This is a genomic window from Streptomyces sp. NPDC047061 (assembly GCF_040643955.1).
Lineage (GTDB): Bacteria > Actinomycetota > Actinomycetes > Streptomycetales > Streptomycetaceae > Streptomyces.
This window is the reverse complement of record NZ_JBEYVI010000026.1, coordinates 55,732-74,869: the sequence shown is the minus strand read 5'-3', so window position 1 is coordinate 74,869 and position 19,138 is coordinate 55,732. Positions and strand designations below refer to the sequence as shown.

The following is a 19,138-nucleotide window of genomic DNA, read 5'->3' as shown; positions in this document are numbered from 1 at the left end:
CAATGTTGACTTTAATTGTCAAGGCGCAGCCTTCTATTGTTCAGGGGAGGGGATTTTCGTGAGCAATAAAATAATCGCGCTCTTTGCAATCGTCGTCCTGGTCAGTGGTCTTGTGTCGGGGGGCCTGTGGCTGAGCGCCTCCGGTCCGAGCAACCGTCCGGTGCACGAGGGCATGGCCGCGTCCAGCGGTGGGAGTGGTGGTTGCTGCTGATCGGACACCCGCTGCGCACGGGACCGGGTCCGGTCCGGCGGCCGCACTACGGCCGTCGGACCGGACCCGGTCCTTCGTCGTGCGGGAAGTCGCGTGGGAGGTCGTGCGGGAAGTGGCAGGCGACGGTGTGGCCGGCCTCCGGGCCCGCCGCCCGTCCGCGGGGCACCTCCTGCGCGCAGCGCCGCCGTTCCGTGGCGGAGAGCACGGCGTGGTGGGGACAGCGGGCCCGGAAGCCGCAGCCGGAGGCGGTGCGCGGGTCCGGCCCGGGGTCACCGGGCAGCACGATCCGGCGCCGGGAGCGCTCGGCGACCGGGTCCGGCAGCGGGACCGCCGAGAGCAGGGCCCGGGTGTAGGGATGGCGCGGCCGCCCGAACACCTCGGCGACACCGCCCGTCTCCACCGTCCGGCCCGCGTACATGACCGACACCCGGTCGGCGAGCTGCCGTACCACCGCGAGGTCGTGCGAGACCAGCAGATACGCCGGGCCCAGCTCCCGCTTCAGCCGCAGCAGCAGGTCCAGGATCCCGGCCTGCACCGACACGTCCAGCGCGGATACCGGTTCGTCGAGCAGCAGCAGCGCGGGCCCGACCGCGAGGGCCCGGGCGATGGCGATGCGCTGCCGCTGTCCGCCGGAGAACCGGTGCGGGTAGCCGTCCGCGTCCGCGGGGCGCAGCCCCACCTGGGACAGCAGCCGGGGCACCCGCGCCGCCACGACGGCCGGCGGCACCCGCGCGGCGAGCAGCGGTTCGGCGACGATGTCGCCCACCGGCATCCGCGGATCGAGGCTCGACATCGGATCCTGCGGCACCAGCTGCACCGCTGTCCGCAGCTCACGCGCCGCCCGGCGGGACAGCAGCGCGGTGTCCTGCCCGAGGACCTCCACCCGGCCGGCCTGCGGAGCCGTCAGCGAGGCGATCTCCCGCAGCGTCGTGCTCTTCCCGGCCCCGGACTCCCCGACGAGCGCCAGGGTCTGCCCGCGCCCCACCTCCAGATCGACCCACTCGACGGCCCGCACCTCGGGAACCCGCCGCTGCCGAAACCCGGACGACCGGTACGAGCGGTACGACCGGCCGAGCCCGGAGACCCGCAGCACGACGTCGGCGCCCGTGCCCTGCGGTGTGGCGTCCTGGCCCGGTGTGCTGCCCTGGCCCGGTGCGCCGTGGCCCGGTGTCCCGCCCCGGCCCGGTGTCCCGCCCCGGCCCGGGGGCTGCGTCGGCGGCCCGAACAGCTCCGCCGCGCTCCGGTGCCGGACCTCCGGGATCCGTCGGCAGGCCGCCTCGTGGGCGTCGGGTGCCGAGGCGTCGGCGCGGGACGGGCTGTCCACTCCGGTGAGCGGGGGCTCGGCCGTGCGGCACTCCGGTTCCGCCAGCGGGCAGCGCGGGGCGAAGGGGCAGCCCGGGCCGGCGGTGCCCGGCGCGGGGGCGGTGCCCGGCACCGGGGTGAGCGGCACCCGGGCGTCGAGGCGCGGCACCGAGCCGACCAGCCCGAGGGTGTACGGCATCCGGGGGCGGCACAGCACCGCTTCCACCGGCCCCGTCTCCACCACCCGCCCCGCGTACAGGACCGCGACCCGGTCCGCGGCGCCCGCGACCACGCCGAGGTCGTGGGTGACGAGGAGCAGCGCCGCTCCCGTCTCCCGCCGGGCCGCCGCGAGCGCATCGAGGACCTGGGCCTGCACGGTCACGTCGAGCGCGCTGGTCGGCTCGTCCGCGACGAGGACCGCGGGCCGGTTCGCCACCGCCATCGCGATCATGGCCCGCTGGAGCATCCCGCCGGACAGCTGGTGGGGCAGGGCGCCCGCGGCCCGGGACGGCTGCGGCACCCCCACGAAGTCCAGGAGCTCCACGGCCCGCCGCAGCGCCGTGTCGCGGCGCGGGCGCGGGCGTTCGTGGATGCGCAGGGCCTCCGCGATCTGGTCGCCGACCCGCAGCACCGGGGTGAAGGCGTGCAGCGGATCCTGGAAGACCATGGCGATCCGGCGGCCCCGGATCCCGGCCAGTTCCCGCTCCGGCCGCCCCAGCACCTCCTCGCCCAGCAGCCGCACCGAACCGCCCACCTGGGCGCCGGGCGGTGCCAGGCCGAGCAGGGACAGCGCGGTGAGCGACTTGCCCGCCCCGGACTCGCCCACCAGGCCCAGCACTTCGCCGGGGCGCAGCACGAGGTCGACGCCGCGCACCACAGGCACCGGCGGCCGCCGCCGCCCGCCGCCGAAGGCGACCGTCAGACCGCGCACCTCCAGGACCGGGGCCGCCGGTCCGCACCCCGCAGGTTCACGCCCCGCAGGTTCACGCCCCGCCGCCCCGCGCGGCGCCGGGCCCGCGCCCATCACGCGAGCCCCGACACGACACCGCGGGGCGGCCCGGCGGACCGTACCGTCGTGGGGTCCAGGGCGTCGCGCAGGGCGTTGCCGAGGAGGCTGACGGCCAGCACGAACGCGATCAGCAGACCCGCAGGGAAGAAGAACATCCACGGATACACCAGGGCCACGTCCGACGCGTCCGCGATCAGCGTGCCCAGGGAGACGTCGGGTGGCTGGACGCCGAAGCCGAAGTAGGACAGCCCGGCCTCGCTGACCACCGCCCCGGCCACCGTGACCGTCGCGTCGGTGATCAGGAACGAGGCCAGGTGCGGCAGCACGTGCCGCCAGATGATCCGCACCGGCCCGACCCCCATCAGCCCGGCCACCACCACGAACTGCTGCTCCTTCAGCGAGCGGGTCATGCCGCGCACCGCCCGCGCCGTGACCGTCCAGCCCAGCAGGGCGAGCAGCCCGGCCACCGCGAGCCAGCCCCACCGGCGAAGGCGCGGCGCGAGCACCACGAGGACCAGGAAGCCGGGGACGACCAGCAGCAGGTCCGCCACGAGCATCAGCAACCGGTCCGTCCAGCCGCCGAAGTAGCCCGCCGAGGCGCCCACCGCCGCCGCCAGACCGGTGGCGACCGCCGCCACCAGCGCCCCGATCAGCAGCGACTTCCGCAGCCCGTGCGCGACCTGGGCGAACACGTCCTGCCCGATCCGGTCGGTGCCCATCCAGTGCCGGGCGTCCGGCGGCTGCCGCAGCGCCGTGTAGTCGACGTCCGCGTACGACCACCGGCACACGTACGGCCCGGCGACCGCGAGCACCACCAGGGCCAGCAGCAGCGCGAGCCCGCACAGCGCCCCCGGGTGCCGGGCCAGCCGGCCGAGCACCGCGCGCCCGCGCCGCCCCGCTCTCACGGCTGCCGCACCCGGGGATCGAGCAGCGCGTGCAGGACGTCCGCGACCAGCCCCGCCAGCAGGACGACGGCCGCGGCGAAGCCGTCGACCGCCACCACCGAGTTCACGTCGCCCTTCTCCACCGAGTCGATCAGCCAGCTGCCCATGCCGGGCCAGCCGAAGACCCGCTCGGTGAACACCGACCCGGTGACCAGGGTGAGGACGCCGAAGGAGAAGAAGACCGTCACCGGCACCAGCGAGATCCGCAGCCCGTGCCGCAGCAGCGCACGGCCCGGGGTGAGCCCCTTGGCGCGGGCGGTGCGCAGGTGGTCCGCGGCGAGCACGTCCAGGGTGGCGGCCCGCTGGTAGCGGCTGTACAGGGCGATCGCCGCGAGCGCCACACAGAGCGCCGGAAGCACCAGGTGGGCCGCCGTGTCCCGCAGTTGGACGGTCCAGTCGCCCTGGAGCCCGGGGGTGTGCTCGCCGGTGTACTTCACGACGGTGCCGCCCGCGGCGCGGTTGACCGCGAGCGCCCCGGTCTTCAGGAGCAGCGCCAGCACGAACGTGGGCACGCACAGCACCGCGAAGGAGAACCCGGCCAGCGCCCGGTCGCCGAGCCCGCCGCGGCGGACCGCCGCCCACACCCCGGCCAGCGTTCCGACGGCCGTGCCGGTCACCGTGCCCACCAGCAGCAGCCGTACCGACACGCCGATCCGGCGGCCGAATTCGGCGGTCACGGACTGGTCGTCGACGGTGCGGCCCAGGTCGCCGTGGACGGCGCGGTCCGCCCAGTGCGCGAAGCGCTCCGGCAGCGGGGCGCGGTCGTCCATGCCGAGCCGGGACAGCTCGCGGTCGACGACCCGGGCCGGCGGCGGTGGCCTGCGGTCCTCGAAGTAGGCGCGGGGATCGAGCGCGGTCGAGGCGAGCGCGTAGGACAGGACCAGGGAGACGAGGAACAGGACCATGCAGCGGACCAGGCGCCTGGCGATCAGGAAGAACATGGGACTCCCGACGGGGCACGGAGAGCGACGGCCGGGGCGGAGCGCGGGCGTCCGCCGGGGGATGGAGTCTGCCTTCTCTTCATTTGGGGGAAACATCGTGATGTTAAGCTCCGACGCCACAATTCGCAGGAAAGTCAAGGTAGTTGGCGGTGCCGCGACGCCGGAGAGGCTGGCAGGTGGAGCGATTACGGGCTGGGGCCGCGTGGCTGGCCGTCTGGACGCTCGTCGTCCTCGCGGCAACCGGATGCTCCGGCTCCGGCGGACACGACGACTCCCCGCACCGGGCGCTTCCCACCTACGGCACCTACGACATCAACGCCCTGCCGTCCGGGGACCTCCGCTCCGGAGGGACCCTGACCCTGCCGATCACACAGATGATCACGCAGTTCAACTTCAACCACGTCGACGGCGCCCTGGACGACGTGTGGACCGTCGACACGATGACGGAGCCGCGGCTCTTCACCCGCGACGCCGAGGGCGTCCCCCGCATCGTGCGGGACTACCTGACCTCCGCCACCGTCTCCACCGCGGGCTCCCGCCAGGTCGTCACCTACCGGCTCAACCCGAAGGCCCGCTGGTCCGACGGCCGGGCCCTCGGCTGGCGGGACTTCGCCGCCCAGTGGCACGCGGTCGGCGGCGGCGACGACCGGTACCTGGTCGCCGACCCGAGCGGCTACGACCGGATCGCCGACGTCCGCCGGGGCGCCGGCGCGCACGAGGTCCGGGTCACCTTCAAGAAGCCGTACGCCGACTGGCGCCGGCTCTTCACCCCGCTCTTCCCGGCCGTCGCCTACGACAGCCCCCGGCACTTCGACTCCGACTGGCAGGGCTGGCTCCCGGTCACCGCGGGCCCCTTCCAGCTCGCCTCCGTCGACCGCACGGCGCAGACCCTCACCCTCGTCCCCGACGCCGCGTGGTGGGGCACCCGGCCCCGGCTCGACCGCATCGTCCTGCGCGTCCTCGACCCCGACGCGGCCCTGCAGGCCTTCCTCAACGGCGAGGTCGACGCCGTCAACGCCGCCACCAGCGAGGCCTACGCCCAGCTGGCGAAGGCGCCGGACACCGCCATCCGGATCGGCTCCGCCTGGGACGAGGTGCACATCACGCTGAACGGCGCCGGCGGGCCACTGGCCGACCGGGCGGTGCGAGGCGCCCTGCAGCAGGCCGTGGACCGCCCGGCGCTCGCCCAGGTCGCGGCCGCGGGCCTGCCGGTGAAGGTGCCGCTGCTCGGCAACCACTTCTACATGACCAACCAGCCCGGCTACGCCGACGACTCCGGCCGGTACGGCCGCTTCGACCTGAAGGCCGCCGAGCGCGCCCTCGACCGCGCGGGCTGGCGCAGCCAGGGCGCCGGGAAGCCCAGGACGAAGGACGGCCGCAGCCTCACCCTGCGCCTGGTGCTGAGCGAGGGCACCAACCGGCTCGGCGAGGACCTCGCCCAGCTCGTCCAGCAGATGCTCGCCCGGGCCGGCGTCCGCGTCGACATCGAGAAGGTGCCCGCCTCGGCCTACGGCCCGCAGTACCTGGACAAGGGCAACTTCGACCTCGCGATCTTCCGGTTCACCGGGCTGACGTACCCGAGCTCCGCCCACGCCATCTACCGGCGCCCGGCCGGGGGGCAGGTCTTCGAGAACTACGGCCGGGTCGGCTCGGCGAAGGTGGACCGGCTCCTCGACCAGGCCGCCGGCACCCTCGACGAACGGACCGCGCAGCGCCTCTACAACGAGGCGGACACCGAGATCTGGCGGCTCGGCCACGACATCGAGCTCTACCAGCGCCCCCAGATCCTCGCCGTCCGCAAGGGCCTGGCCAACTACGGCGTCCCGGGCCTCGGCGACATCGACTTCACGAAGGTCGGCTGGGAGAAGTGAGCACGGGCCGGCCGGGTGCGCAAGCGAGCATGCGGCGGCCCCGTGCGGTGGTGTCCGCGCGGGGCCGCCTCGGTGGTGCCGGTCAGGCATGCGGGGTGCTCAGGGCTCTCTCGTCCGCCTGCTGGCGCACCATGTCGAAGCCGAGGGCGGCCGACGCCAGGGTGACATGGTGGTGCCAGCCCCGGAAGGAGCGGCCCTCGAAGTCGCCGAGGCCGAACTCGTCGTGCATCCGGCCCAGCGCCTCCCCGGCGAACCTGCGCAGCCGGGCCAGCAGCACCAGCTCCGCGAGCCGGCGCACCGGCAGGTTGGTCAGCCAGTAGGCCCGCGGCTGCGGCCGGCCGTAGGGCCAGTCCGCGAGGAGCATCCGCGGCCGTGGCACGGCAGCCGGGCAGCCCTCGGGGGAGCGCTCGGCGCGCAGCAGCACCGGCACGGTCAGGAACTCCGAGTGACACATGCGTTCGGTCACCGGGTCGTGCCAGGTCACCGACGTCCGCTCGGTCTGCCGGACGGCGTGCGCGGCGAGTTCGGCCAGGGTGCCGCCGGCCCCGCGGGCGGTGGCCCGCCCGCGGGGGAGCAGCACCGGCGTGTGCGGCGATGCCTGGACCACATAGCCGAGACCGCGGGCCTCCAGGCCCCGCAACAGGGGGTCCGGGTCCCCGTCGCCGCGCCAGTCGGCCAGCACCGGCAGCGGCTCCAGGGACCACTCGTCGAGCATCTCGTCGAGCGCCTCCAGGACGTAGCTCCACCGCGGACGGCAGCGCTCGTGCTCCGGCAGGTGCGCCTGGCCGCGCAGGCCCTCGTCCCGGTCCCAGCGGGTCGGCAGCACCAGGCGCCAGTTCACCGGGACCCCGCCGGCGTGCCCCACCAGCGAGGTCGCCAGCGCCAGCTGGCAGTTGACGGTGCGTTCCTGGGAGGTCGCGTACTGGCGGGCCACGCCGACCGAGCGGTCGCCGTTCTTGGCGAAGACGACCTCGTCCACCGACCAGGCCTCGGCCCGGAAGGCCCGGGCCATCTGCCCGGCCAGCCGGCCGCGCACCGGCGCGGACGCCCAGGGGCTCTGGTTCACGAACTGCTGGATCTGCTGCACCGCCCGCCGCCCCAGCACCTGCTCGGTGATCCGGGCGGGCGTCTTGCGGCCGGGCACGGCCAGCAGGCCGCGCAGGTACACCTCGCCCCAGCGCCGCTGGTCGGCCCGGGTGAACTGGCCGAACAGCTCGCCGCAGTAGGCCGGCAGGTCGTGGGCACCGGGCGGGGCGCCCGGGGTGCGCACGGACGGTAACGGGAGGGTGATGGTCGCGAGATCACTCATGGTTGCAGTCGTCACCACCCTCCAGCAGGAAGGCGTCCGTGGCGAGCAGCGCGTCCGCGACCTCCGGCAGGGCACAGCCCACGATCACGAAGTCGACGTCGAGCCCCGCCTTGGTCCGCTGGAACAGCAGCTCGTTGATGGCGGACCGGCACATCTCGCCGGTCTCGCACAGGTGGAACTCCACCCGCGCGGGGGCGGCCGCCATGACCTCGCCCAGGATCCTGCGGAACTTGCCCAGCTCGGCGGCGTCGATCACCCCGCGGCAGCTGATGTGCGCGGTGCCGCCGTCGAACTCGCTGCGCATCCGCAGCCGCATCTGCGCGGGCTCCAGCTCCACCCGCACCCGCACCGGCTCGGTGCCCTCGGGCAGCCGTACGGTCAGGTCCTTGCCGTCGAAGTTCTGGTACGGCTGCCCGTCCACCCACACCCGGGTCAGCTCCGCCGAGCCGGCCGGCAGCAGGTCCGGCGCCACCCGCAGCACGCGCTCCGGGAGGTCGTCGGGGCGCGGCCGGAAGTGCAGGGTCACCGGGTCGTTGCCGAGCAGCAGACCGGTGTAGGTCGCCGACAGGTAGCAGAGCTCCAGCGCGTGGTAGCCCGCCATCGCGTGGCTGCCCTTGAGCCGCTCGGTGCCCAGCAGGTACGGGATGCCGTTGGCCAGGACGTTGAAGTAGACGCCGCCGTCCTCGTAGTCGAGGAAGTACGCGTTGTAGAACGACGCCGCCTCCCGGGCGAGGCGCAGGTGCTCGGGGTCGTCGGTGGTGCCGGCCAGGATGAGGTAGGCGAGGATCGCCTGCTCCTGCTGCCACCAGGCCTTGCGGTCGTGCCACACCATGCGGTGGATGCCGCTGTCCGGGTCGGGCTGCCGCTCCACCACGTCGTACCAGCCGCTGCGCAGGCCGTCGCTGCCCACCGAGGGCATCAGCTCGGCGATCCGCTCCGCCGTGGTGCCGTACTCGGGCTTGTCGTGCAGGGCCTTGATGCGGGTCAGGTTCCAGGTGATCTTGAGGTTGTGGCCGACCACCGCGCGGTCCTGCTGCCAGCCCCAGGTGCGGTCCGGGCTCCAGTCGGCGTGGAACCGCTCCTGCACGAACGGGGAGTTGGGCTCGTCCGGGAACCGCTTGACGATGGTGTCCGCGGTCTCCTCCAGGAGCGCCGCGAAGTCCGGACGGCCGGTCGCCAGGTAGGCGTTGATCAGGTACGCCGGGGCGTGGTCGCCGACCGAGTTCCAGTTCTTGCGGGACCGGTTGCGGCCCAGCGAGTCGGCGCCCGGGTCCAGGGCGATCGGGTCCAGGTGCGAGAAGAACCCGCCCTCGACCGGGTCGCGGAAGTACTTCTGGAACAGGGCGACCGTGCGGTCGATGTCGTTCAGGATCTTCGGGTCGCCGGTGATCCGGAAGGTCTGGGTGGGGCCGGCCAGCGCGTAGATCTGCTCGTACATCGGGATCGCGTCGTAGTCGTCCCCGAACTCCGAGGCGAAGACCGGCCGGTGGCCGCCCGGCGTGATGTCGATGCCGTGGTACCAGTACGTGATCCCGTCCGCCTGGTCGTCCACCCGCATGTGCTCGCGCAGGTACTCGGTGCCGGACTGGGCCGCCTCCAGGAAGCGGTCCTCGCCGGTCAGCAGGTAGGCCGTGGCCAGCCCGTACACCAGCCGGGAGATGGTGTCGGTCTCCTGCCGGACGTCCTTGCCGTGGAAGTCCGGTAAGTGGGTGCCGCTGAGGGTCAGGTGGGTGCGGAAGGTGCGCCAGTCGTAGTTCCCGTCCGGGAACTGGCCGCGCAGGTAGAAGTCGGCGATGGCGGCCGCCTGCTGCACCCACCAGTTCGGGTGCTCGAAGACGTACTGGCCGCGGCTCTCCTCCGGGAAGGTGATCTCCTTCGCGTCGAAGCGGGCGCCGCCCTCCCACTCGTAGAGGATCCCGTACGCGAACAGGAACCGGCCCTCGGCCAGCATGTCGACGGTGTCGGCCGTGGTGTCGTGGTAGGAGTCGCCGAGGTTGCGGACGATGCGGGAGACGGCGTTGTGGGTCAGGTGGACCGTGAACTCACGCCCGTCCGGGCTGCGCAGACCGAACATGCGCCGTGCGGGGCTGTAGTGGGTGACGTAACCCGCCAGGGTGTCGGAGGTGATGCGTCGTTGGGAGAGTGCGCTCATCGTCGCGTGCCCTTCTCGTCGGGCAGGGCCGCCAGCAGCACGACGCTGCGGCCCTGGGCGTGATAGGTGGGACCGTCGACCGGCTCCTCCGCTCCGGGCGGGAGGATCTCGTACGGGGCCGGCCGGGCCGTGTCCAGGACGCGGTGCCAGCTGTGGCCGGGGAGGTCGGGCAGCTCGAAGTCGAGGCCCAGGTGGTACATGTTGAGGACCAGGTGCAGGTCCGGGTCGCCGTCGAAACCGCCGTACGTGCAGGCCAGTACGTGGGCGTCGGGGTTCTCCCAGCCCGGCTGGTGCAGCCGCGTGCCGTGCCAGGTGATGTCCGGCAGGAGGCGGGGGTTGAGCCGCTCGGAGAAGAACTGCGGCTCACGGAGGGTGCGGTAGCGCTTGCGCAGCCCGATGACGCCCTGGGTGAACCCGAGCGTCTCCCGTTCGGTCTTCGCCTGCTCCCAGTCGAGCCAGGAGAGCGGGCCGTCCTGGCAGTAGCCGTTGTTGTTGCCGGCCTGGCTGTTGCGGAACTCGTCGCCGGCCAGCAGCATCGGGACGCCGCGGCTGAGCATGAGGACCGACAGCAGGTTCTTGACCTGCCGCACCCGCAGCCCCTCGACCTCGGGGGCGTCGTCGGGGCCCTCGGCGCCGCAGTTCCAGCTGTAGTTCTCGTTCGCCCCGTCGGCGTTCGCCTCACCGTTGGCGTGGTTGTGCTTGGTGTTGTAGCTGACCAGGTCGTTGAGGGTGAAGCCGTCGTGGCAGGTCACGAAGTTGATGCTGTTGGTGGGCAGTTCCTCCTGCGGGGCGAACAGGTCGGCCGAGCCGCCGAGCCGGGAGGCGACCTCGCCGGCGATGCCCGCGTCACCGCGCACGAACCGCCGTACGTCGTCCCGGAACGGGCCGTTCCACTGCGCCCAGCGCTTCCCCGGGAACCGGCCCACCTGGTAGAGCCCGCCGCCGTCCCAGGGCTCCGCGATGATCTTCGTCTCGGCCAGGATCTGCGACAGCTCGATCGCCCACAGCGCGGGCGGCACCGCCATCTCGTAGCCCATCGGACCGCGGGACAGCTCCGAGGCGAGGTCGAAGCGGAAGCCGTCGACGTGGTGCTCGGAGACCCAGTACTCCAGCGACTCCAGGATGAACTTGGTGACGATGGGATGGTTGGCGTTGACCGCGTTCCCGCACCCGGTGAAGTCCATGTAGTGGGAGCGGTCCTGCGGCCACAGGTGGTAGTAGGCCTCGTTCGCCGAGCCCCGGAAACTGATCGTCGGCCCGAACTCGTTGCCCTCGCTGGTGTGGTTGAAGACCACGTCGAGGATGACCTCGATGCCCGCCTTGTGGAACGCCTTCACCATGTCGCGGAACTCGGTGATGTGGGTGGCCAGATGGGGGCTGGAGCAGTAGCCGGTGTGCGGGGCGAAGAACCCGTACGGGTCGTAGCCCCAGTAGTTGCGCAGCGGGGTACCGTCGGGGCCGGTCCGCAGCACCTGGGTCTCGTCGAAGTCGAAGACCGGCAGCAACTCCACTGCGGTGACACCGAGTTCCTGCAGGTGCGGGATCTTCTCGATGACGGCCGAGAAGGTCCCGGGATGGGCCGCCCCGGAGGTCGGCGAGGCGGTGAAGCCGCGGACGTGCATCTCGTAGACGACCGTGTCGGCCATCGGGGTGCACAGTGGGGTGTCGCCCTCCCAGTCGTAGTCGTCCAGGTCGACCACCAGGCTGCGCATCGAGTGCTCGACGTTGTCCCCGGGGCCGATCGCGCGGGTCCGCTCCCAGCAGCTGTTGACGTTGGCCCGGGCGTAGGGGTCGAGCAGCACCTTGCGGTGGTCGAAGCGGCTGCCCCCGGCGGCGGGGTCGCGCGGACCGTCCATGCGGTAGGCGTAGACCTGGCCGGCGCCCAGCCCCTGCACATGGCAGTGCCAGAAGTGGAAGCTGCGGTGCCGCCCGGGGTGCAGCCGGATGGTCCGGTAGGGCTCGGGACTGTCGCAGTTCTCGAAGAGCAGCAGGTCGACACGGGTGGCGTGCTCGGAGAAGACCGAGAAGTTCACCCCGTCGGCGTCGACGGTGCTGCCCAGCGGCTGCGGGTGGCCCGGGGTGACGCCGGGCTGGGGGACGCCGAGGGTGCCGGTCTCGGTGTCGTGGTCGGCGGGCAGGGTCATGTACGGGTTCGCGGCATCCGTCGTCGTGGTGGCGGCGGTCGTGGCGCCGGCGGCCGGCTGGTCCTGGGCCTCGGTGGAGACGCTCATGCGAACACCGCCCTGGTCCCGGCCGGGGCGTCGGCCCGCAGCCCGGCGAAGAGTTCGCCCCAGGGCACGGCGCCGGAGGCCGGGCCGGTCTCGCTGCGCATCTCGAACGTCACGCCGTGCGCCGCGGGCGAGCCGATCGCCCGGACGCAGGCCTCGGCGACGTGCGAGCGGGCCACGAAACCGTCGCCGACGTCGCCCTGTTCCAGGTGCAGCACGCCGTGTCCGGGCTCGTCGGTCAGCCAGCCCGGCCGGATCACCGTGTAGGGCAGGCCCGAGGAGCGGACCGCGTCCTCGCCGGCCAGCCGCCAGTCCAGCATCCTGCCGTAGGCGTTCATGGGGTGGTCGCGGCGGGTGACGTGCCGCTGGCTGACGAGCACGAAGTGGCGGCCGGTCAGGGCGGCGCCCAGGGCGTCGAGGACGTGCCGGACACCGCCGTGCAGGGTCGACTCCGGGCTGTCCGGGCCGGCGGCGTCGGTGCCGGGTTCCACGGCGTAGACGACGGCGGCGCACCCGTGCAGCGGGGTGCTCAGCGTGCCGGGGTCGCGTACGTCGGCCGTGAAGTACTGCGCCTGCGCGGGCATGTGCCGCCGGGCGCGCTGGGTGCTGCGGCCGATGACCCGGACGGTCTCGCCCCGGGCCAGCAACTGCCGGGTGACGAGCCGGCCGACCCGGCCGGTCCCTCCTATGACTGCGATCGGGCTGTCCATCGAGAAAACTCCCCAGGGCGGTAGCCGAGCCGGACGGATGGCGTGCGGGACGGAGCGGGTGGGTGCCGGGGCGCGGGTTGGGATCCGGCGGTCCGGATCCGGCGGTTGGGATGCAGCGGTTCGGATGCGGTGGTTCGGATGCAGCGGTTCAGATCCGGCGGTTCGGACGCAGCGGTCCGGATCCGGCGGTCCGGACGCAGCGGTTCAGATCCAGCGCAGGATGTCGTCGGAGCTGGTCAGATGGGTGCCGGTGGGCAGCCCGGTGAGGGCGGGGACCCGCAGCCGCGGGTAGACGCTCACCCCCGAGAGCCGGGTGCCGGGACGCAGGTCGGCGGCCTCGCCGATCGCCGAGTGGACGAGCCGGACGGGGTTGTCGCGGGCGGAGTGCACCTGCGCCATGGGCCCCACGTACGAGTCGGTGACCCGGGCGTACGGCCCGACGACGGCGCCGTCGCCGATCGCCGTCCGGCTGAGCCGGACCCCTTCGTCGATGTCGACGTCGTCGCCGACGTCCGTGTAGCGCAGCTTCACGCCGGGGCCGATCTCGGCGTTGCGCCCGATGCGGACGGCCGGGCCGAGCACCACGCTGCCCTCGGAGATCTTCTGGGCCAGGGTGGTGCCGGTCGCGCTGTCCTTGGTGCGCAGGCTCGACTCGTGGATCCAGTACGGCGGGTCGGTGCTCACCGGCGCGCCCATGGCCCGGCTCATCCACGGGTAGTGGCCGCGCAGCACGTCGCCGAGGGTGGCCAGGTAGTCCGGGATGCTGCCGAGGTCGCCGAGCCGGTCGATGGGCGAGGCCGCGACCGGCAGCCCCCGCCGGACCAGCCAGGGCAGCAGGTCGCCGCCCCAGTCGAGGCGCTGCTGGGCGAGCCGGATCATCTCGGGGGTGCGGGCCGCCAGCCGCAGGCGCCCGCAGTCGACCAGGTACATGCCCGCGTTGGTGGGCAGGGTGAAGGTGGTGCCTGGCAACGATGTCTCGGGGAAGAGGTGGTGGACGCGGTCGAGGCCGGGCTTCTCCAGGAAGCCCGAGACGGTGCCGTCCACGGCCGTCTGCATCACGCCGTACTTGCCGGCGATCTCCTCGGCCGTGCGGCCGACCGAGGCGACGGTCACGACGGCGTCGGCGGCGTCGTGCGCGTCGGTCAGCCGGCGCAGCGAGAACTCGAAGACGGAGTCGACCGGCATGACCAGGGCGCGGCCGGTCAGGTCCCACCGTTCGAGGTTGTGCAGGGTGGCGGCGCCCGAGCCGACGTTGTAGCGGTCGAGCCGGGCCCGGGAGTAGTGGATCTCGACGCCGAACCGCTCGCCGCGGCCGAGCACGAGCTTGATCTGGCTGTGGTTCTCGGCGCCCTGGGCGACCACGTAGAAGCGGCGGATGCCCTGGTCCCGGCAGTTCTCGACGAGCCATTCGATGACGGGCCGGCCGGCGAACGGGATGAGCGCCTTGCTGCGGATGTAGTCCGAGGAGGCAAGGGTGAGCGGCTTGGCGCGTTCGCCCCGGCCTCCGGCCAGGATGATCCCTAACGTCTCGTCCCCCATGACTGCGCTGCCTCCTCGGCCGACGAATCAATGTCAATCAGTCAACTGAGCCCGTCATTGAGAGTCAAGTAAAAAGTAATGAAAAGAGGCGAACGGAGGCGCCGGTGGGCCTCTCCGGCCCTCCGGATCGCAATTCTGAGCTGGGAATATATGGATCTGATGGGGATTGACTCAGAGGGTCAATCCACCCGGTCCGCCTGTCATGCGGCCTGTCATGTCGGTCGTGCGGCCGGTCACTTCAGCCCGTCGGGGCAGGGCGTGCCCCGCGGCAGCTGGTACGGCGCCGCCAGCCGGTACGTCCCGGCCTTCGGGGCCAGCAGCATCGTCCACTTGTCCCCCTTGGCGTCCTCCGGCGTCTCCCGCAGACAGCCGTTGACGTTGGTGTACGACTTCGGACTGCCGTCGGCCCGGTCCTTGGAGGCCTCGGTCTCCTGGGGCGCCTTGAAGCTCTTGCCGTCCGCGTCGACGATGCTCAGCCAGGGCGAGTACGGGATCCGGATCAGGATCCGCCCGGCCTTGCGGACCTCGATGGTCAGCTCGCCCTGCTCGGCGCTGTCCACCACCGCGTTCGGCTCGGCGAGCGGTACCGGATCGGTCACCCGGAACAGCTGCCAGTTGGCGTCGCCCCAGATCTGCTTCAGGTACGGCATCCCGCGCTGCACCAGCGCCCGCTCCCGTTCGCCGCCGCCGTCGCCGTCGGGCTGGTCCTTCGGCACGACCACGAAGTGCACGGCCCAGCGCTGCAGCCACTCGTGGTAGTTCGCGGAGTTGAGGGTGTCGTCGTAGAAGAGGGGGTTGCGCTCCATGTCGGCCTGGCGGTTCCAGCCGCGGGCCAGGTTGACGTACGGCGCGAGCGCGGACGCCTCCCGGTGCGAGCGGGCCGGGACCACCTCGACGCGGCCCTTCTCGGCGCCGACCTGCTGGAGCTGGTGCACCAGCGGGGCGAGCTCGCGGGCCCAGGACGCGGCCGGGGTGGTGTGGACGATGTCGTCGACGGACTTGAAGCCGATCCAGCCGCAGACGCCGAGGAAGGCGAGGACGACCGTGTAGTACCTGCGCGAGCGCGGGACCGTGTACGGGAGGGCCGCGATCAGCGTCGCGCCCGCGAACAGCATCGGCAGCCGCGAGATGTTCGAGCCGATCTGCGAGCTGACCAGCCACACCAGCACCACGCCGGCGCTGTACACGGCCGCCGTCAGCCGGACCGTCCGCCACTCCTTCGGGACGAGGAAGAGGCAGAGCAGGCCGTACGCGAGCGGCATGATCACCGAGCCGAAGCGCATCGGCTGGGTGCCGGAGAACGGGAACAGCCAGGCGGACACCGCCACCACGGCCGCGGGCGCCAGGCCCAGCGCCCAGGCGCCCGGCCGCCGCTTCTGCAGGAACAGCGCGACCGCGACCAGCCCGACGAAGAGCCCGGCCACGGGCGACGACATGGTGGCGAGCGCGGCGAACGGCGCGGCGACGAGCGCCTTCGCCCACCGCTTGTCCCGCCAGCGGTACGGCCAGCAGAACACCGCCCCGACCGAGGCCAGCGCGAACATCGTGCCGAGCCCGAAGGTGACCCGCCCGGACAGCGCGTTGCAGATCAGCGCGAACACCCCGGCGAGCGCGGCCCACAGGGGGTTCTTCACCGCGCGGCTGCGGATGAGCAGCAGCGTCAGCAGACCGGCCGAGACGGTGCCGGCGAGCATCATCGTCGTACGGACACCGATCAGCGACATCAGGTACGGCGACACCACGCTGTACGACACCGGGTGCATGCCGCCGTACCAGGCGAGGTTGTACGCCGAGTCCGGGTGGCGGCCGACGAACTCGGCCCAGGCGTCCTGCGCCGCGAGATCGCCGCCGCTGTTCGCGAACGTGAAGAACCAGATGACGTGCAGGATGCCGGCGAGGGCCGTGACCGACAGCACCGGGTGGCGCAGCAGGCGCCGGCGCAGCGGCTCGGCGGCCCGCAGCAGCCGGTCGCCGAGCTTACGCTCCGTACGGTCCGCCGCCGCCGGCGGCAGGGCTATTCGCGGGCCGGCTACCGGGCCCGGATCGGCGTTGTCGGCGCGTGTCGGCTCCGCTGTGGCCACCTGAAGGCACTCCCCGTGTCCCGTCTTCTGTTCTCGGCCGTGTTCCACGGTGTTGGCGGCCGCTTTCCGTCCAGTTCGCGGCCGTGTCCCGGCGACCGGCGACCTGCCCCGATTCGTGACGCTAGCACGCACCCCGCCGCGGGGCCCTGGGGTGGGCCGCCATCGGCGGGGTGCGGTGACGGAATGCCGGTTATGGGTCAGCCGAGGCGGGTCAGCTTGCTCGTGAAGCCGGGCTCGGCGAGGGCCTTCCCCAGGGCGACCGGCACCTGGACGGCGGAGCCGGAGCCGTCACCCACGGTGAGGGTGCCGACCTTGGTGCCGGCCTTCGCGGTGTGCGGCACGTCGTCCGCCTGGAACGACAGCTTCACCTTCAGCCCCGACCAGCCGACGGCCGTGACGTCCTCCGTCGCCACCACCGGGGTACGGCCGCCGAGCCCGTCGTCCACGTACCCGACGACGCTGCCCTTCTTGTAGATCGTCGCCGACTTCAGCGCGCCCTGGGCGGCCCGGATCAGCTTGTCGCCGGCGTTGAGGGCGGCGGTGAGGATGCTGTTGTCCGCGGCCGCGGAGGCCGGCTGCCGCAGCACCGCGCCGATGACCGTGCGGGTCTGGCCGCCGACCGTCTTCTTCGCGGCGAAGACCAGGTTGCCGAGGGCGGAGGTGGTGGTGCCGGTCTTGATGCCGACGACGTCGTTGTGGCCGACCAGCTGGTTCCAGTTGGAGTGGTTGACACCCTTGTAGTCGTCGTACGACATCATCGCGGCGACCTCGCGGAACGACGGCTCGCTCGCCATGGCGGCCTTCGCCAGCTTCACCTGGTCCACGGCGGTGGACACCGTGGAGTCCGTGAGGCCCGACGGGTCGGTGTACGTCGTGTTCGTCATCCCGAGCTTCTTCGCGGTGGCGTTCATCTTCGCCACGAACGCCTTCTCGGAACCCGCGTCCCAGCGCGCCAGCAGGCGGGCCACGTTGTTGGCGGAGGCGATGAGGATGCTCTCCAGCGCCTCGCGCTGGGTGATCGAGTCACCGGCCGTCACGTCGACGGTCGACTCCTGGCCGGCGTTCGCCTGGTCCTGGGCGGCCTGGTCGATCTTGATCTTCGGGCCGGCGGCGCCGCTCTTGAGCGGGTGGTCGCGCAGGACGATGTACGCGGTCATCACCTTGGCGACGCTCGCGATCGGCACCGCCTTCTGCTCGCCGGAGGAGCCGAACGTGCCGATGCCCTGGACGTCGAGGGCGGCCTGGCCGTCGGCGGGCCAGGGGATGTCCGCCTTGCTGCCGTCGAAGGTGTACGTGTCCTTCGCGGTGAGGTCGAGGGTGGGCTGGGGGAGCGGACGCAGAGTTTGTACGACCGCAAAGATGATCAGGGCGACGATGACCAGGGGCGTCCAGATCTTGACCCGGCGGAAGAGGGTCCTGACCGGGGTCTCCGGCGGCGGAGGCGTGTTGGTCAGCTCGGCGAGCAGGTCCAGCGGGGGCTTCGGGGGAAGCGGTTGCTGGGTGGTGCGCTCGGGGCCGATCTGGGGGAGGACGGTGGTGCGGGTGGTGGAGGCGGGGGCGGGCTCGGGCTTCGGGCCCTGCTTTATGTCCGACTTGAGCGCGACGAACCGACTGGTGCGCTCGGCGTCGGCCTCGGCCTTGTCCTCCGGGGGCTTCGGCGCGGGCTTGGGCTTGGCGTCGCCCAGTTTGAGCGTGGTGGTCGGCTGGTCGACCTGCGGGGGGCGGGGGGCCTTGAGCATGGTGGTGGGCTGGTCGACGGCGGCCTCGGCTTCGCCTTCGGCATCGCCGGTCTTCCCACCCGCACCACCCGTGCGGCCATCGTTGTCAGGTGCGGGTGGCTCCTGCGGTGCCTCCTCGCCGTCGGCGTCCGCGCCTCCGCCGCCGGACCCCGAACCACCGTCCACCGACTCGGACTTGGCGTCCTCGGACTCGTCCGCCGCCTTCGGCTCGTCCTCGGGCGCGGCGTCTTCGGGCCCGTCCGTCGCCGTCGGCTTGGCGTCCTCGGGCTCGTCCGCCGCTTCGGGCTTGGCGTCCTCGGGTTCGGTCGCGGCCTTGGGCTCGTCCTCGGGTGCGGCGTCCTCGGGTTCCGTGATGGTCGCCGACTTGCCCTGGGGCGTGGCGTCTTGGGGCTCGGCGGGGGCCTCGGGCCTGGCGTCCTCGGGCTCGTCCGTCGCCGTTGCCGTTGCCGTCGGCTTGGTGTCCTCCGGCTCCGGGGCGGTCGCCGACTCGGCCTGGGGCGTGGCGTCTTGGGGCTCGGTGGCCGCCTCGGGTCTGGCGTCCTCGGGGTCGGCCGTCGCCGTCGGCTTGGTGTCCTCGGGTTCGTCCGTCGCTGTCGCCGTCGCCGTCGGTTTGGTGTCCTCGGGCTCCGGGGTGGTTGTTGCCTCGGGCGCCGTGGCGGGCTTGTCGGCGTTCTCCGGGGGTTCCGGGGTCTCCTGGCGCTCCTCGGGCGTCTCGGGGCCGTCCTCGGCCTCCGTGGCCGCCTCGGGGGTCTCAGGGGCCTCCGGGGCCGTGGCGTCCTCGGTGCTCGCCGTCGGCTCGCCCGTGCGGACCCACGCCGCCACCGCGTCGCGGAGTTCCGCGTCGCCCTCGCCGGTCTCCTCGGCCGTCTTCAGGTCCCGGACCGAGAAGACCCGGGTGGCGGTGTCCACGCCGCCGGCGGTCTCCTTCTCGGCGGCCACCGCCAGCCGCGGGTCGCGTGCTTCGGGAACCGGATCCGCGCTCCCCGGCGTCGGTTCTGCCGACGACTCGCGCTGCTTCGACCTGTCGGGGGACTCGCCCGCCACCGATGCCTCCTCCACGCTTCGCACGTTGCCGTGCGCTGTCCGAACCATGTACCAGTGT

At 72.7% G+C, this 19,138-nt stretch carries 11 protein-coding genes; 1 reads left to right on the top strand and 10 read right to left on the bottom strand.

The window, feature by feature from the left end; all coding sequences use genetic code 11:
• Window positions 1–257: 257 nt before the first annotated feature.
• From ABZ887_RS31375 to ABZ887_RS31365, 3 genes are all read right to left on the bottom strand, one after another.
• A complete protein-coding gene (locus ABZ887_RS31375) occupies window positions 258–2,444 on the bottom strand; it encodes an ABC transporter ATP-binding protein (RefSeq protein ID WP_361296511.1) in 2,187 nt (728 codons plus the stop codon).
• A 92-nt stretch (window positions 2,445–2,536) separates the two neighbouring features.
• Window positions 2,537–3,427 carry an ABC transporter permease gene (locus tag ABZ887_RS31370; RefSeq protein ID WP_361296508.1) on the bottom strand — a complete coding sequence of 297 codons (891 nt, stop codon included), beginning with the start codon at window positions 3,425–3,427 and terminating at the stop codon, window positions 2,537–2,539.
• A complete protein-coding gene (locus ABZ887_RS31365; protein WP_361296505.1) occupies window positions 3,424–4,407 on the bottom strand; it encodes an ABC transporter permease in 984 nt (327 codons plus the stop codon). The genes ABZ887_RS31370 and ABZ887_RS31365 overlap by 4 nt, the downstream gene beginning before the upstream one ends.
• Window positions 4,408–4,556: 149 nt before the next feature.
• Here ABZ887_RS31365 and ABZ887_RS31360 point away from each other — a divergent pair, with 149 nt between their 5' ends.
• Complete coding sequence (locus ABZ887_RS31360) at window positions 4,557–6,278, top strand: ABC transporter family substrate-binding protein (protein ID WP_361296502.1); 1,722 nt, start codon at window positions 4,557–4,559, stop codon at window positions 6,276–6,278.
• 82 nt (window positions 6,279–6,360) lie between these two features.
• On the opposite strand, the gene ABZ887_RS31355 is transcribed toward ABZ887_RS31360, so the two are convergent.
• The 7 genes from ABZ887_RS31355 to ABZ887_RS31325 all read right to left on the bottom strand — a co-directional run bounded on the left by ABZ887_RS31355 (window position 6,361) and on the right by ABZ887_RS31325 (window position 19,080).
• Complete coding sequence (locus tag ABZ887_RS31355) at window positions 6,361–7,587, bottom strand: IS701 family transposase (protein WP_361296499.1); 1,227 nt, start codon at window positions 7,585–7,587, stop codon at window positions 6,361–6,363.
• A complete protein-coding gene (locus ABZ887_RS31350; RefSeq protein ID WP_361296496.1) occupies window positions 7,580–9,739 on the bottom strand; it encodes an AGE family epimerase/isomerase in 2,160 nt (719 codons plus the stop codon). The genes ABZ887_RS31355 and ABZ887_RS31350 overlap by 8 nt, the downstream gene beginning before the upstream one ends.
• Window positions 9,736–11,970, bottom strand: coding sequence for a glycogen debranching protein GlgX (gene glgX / locus ABZ887_RS31345; RefSeq protein ID WP_361296493.1), 2,235 nt, complete (start codon window positions 11,968–11,970; stop codon window positions 9,736–9,738). Before glgX ends, ABZ887_RS31350 begins: the two co-directional genes overlap by 4 nt.
• On the bottom strand, window positions 11,967–12,677 hold the full coding sequence (locus tag ABZ887_RS31340; protein ID WP_361296490.1) for an SDR family oxidoreductase: 711 nt from the start codon (window positions 12,675–12,677) through the stop codon (window positions 11,967–11,969). The genes glgX and ABZ887_RS31340 overlap by 4 nt, the downstream gene beginning before the upstream one ends.
• Before the next feature lie 204 nt (window positions 12,678–12,881).
• Window positions 12,882–14,216: an NDP-sugar synthase gene (locus ABZ887_RS31335; protein WP_361296487.1), complete on the bottom strand. Its 1,335-nt coding sequence runs from the start codon at window positions 14,214–14,216 to the stop codon at window positions 12,882–12,884.
• 233 nt (window positions 14,217–14,449) lie between these two features.
• The gene (locus tag ABZ887_RS31330) at window positions 14,450–16,297 is read right to left on the bottom strand and encodes an MFS transporter (protein WP_361296484.1); all 1,848 of its coding nucleotides are present in this window, start codon (window positions 16,295–16,297) and stop codon (window positions 14,450–14,452) included.
• A 197-nt stretch (window positions 16,298–16,494) separates the two neighbouring features.
• Complete coding sequence (locus ABZ887_RS31325) at window positions 16,495–19,080, bottom strand: serine hydrolase (protein WP_361296744.1); 2,586 nt, start codon at window positions 19,078–19,080, stop codon at window positions 16,495–16,497.
• Window positions 19,081–19,138: the final 58 nt, after the last annotated feature.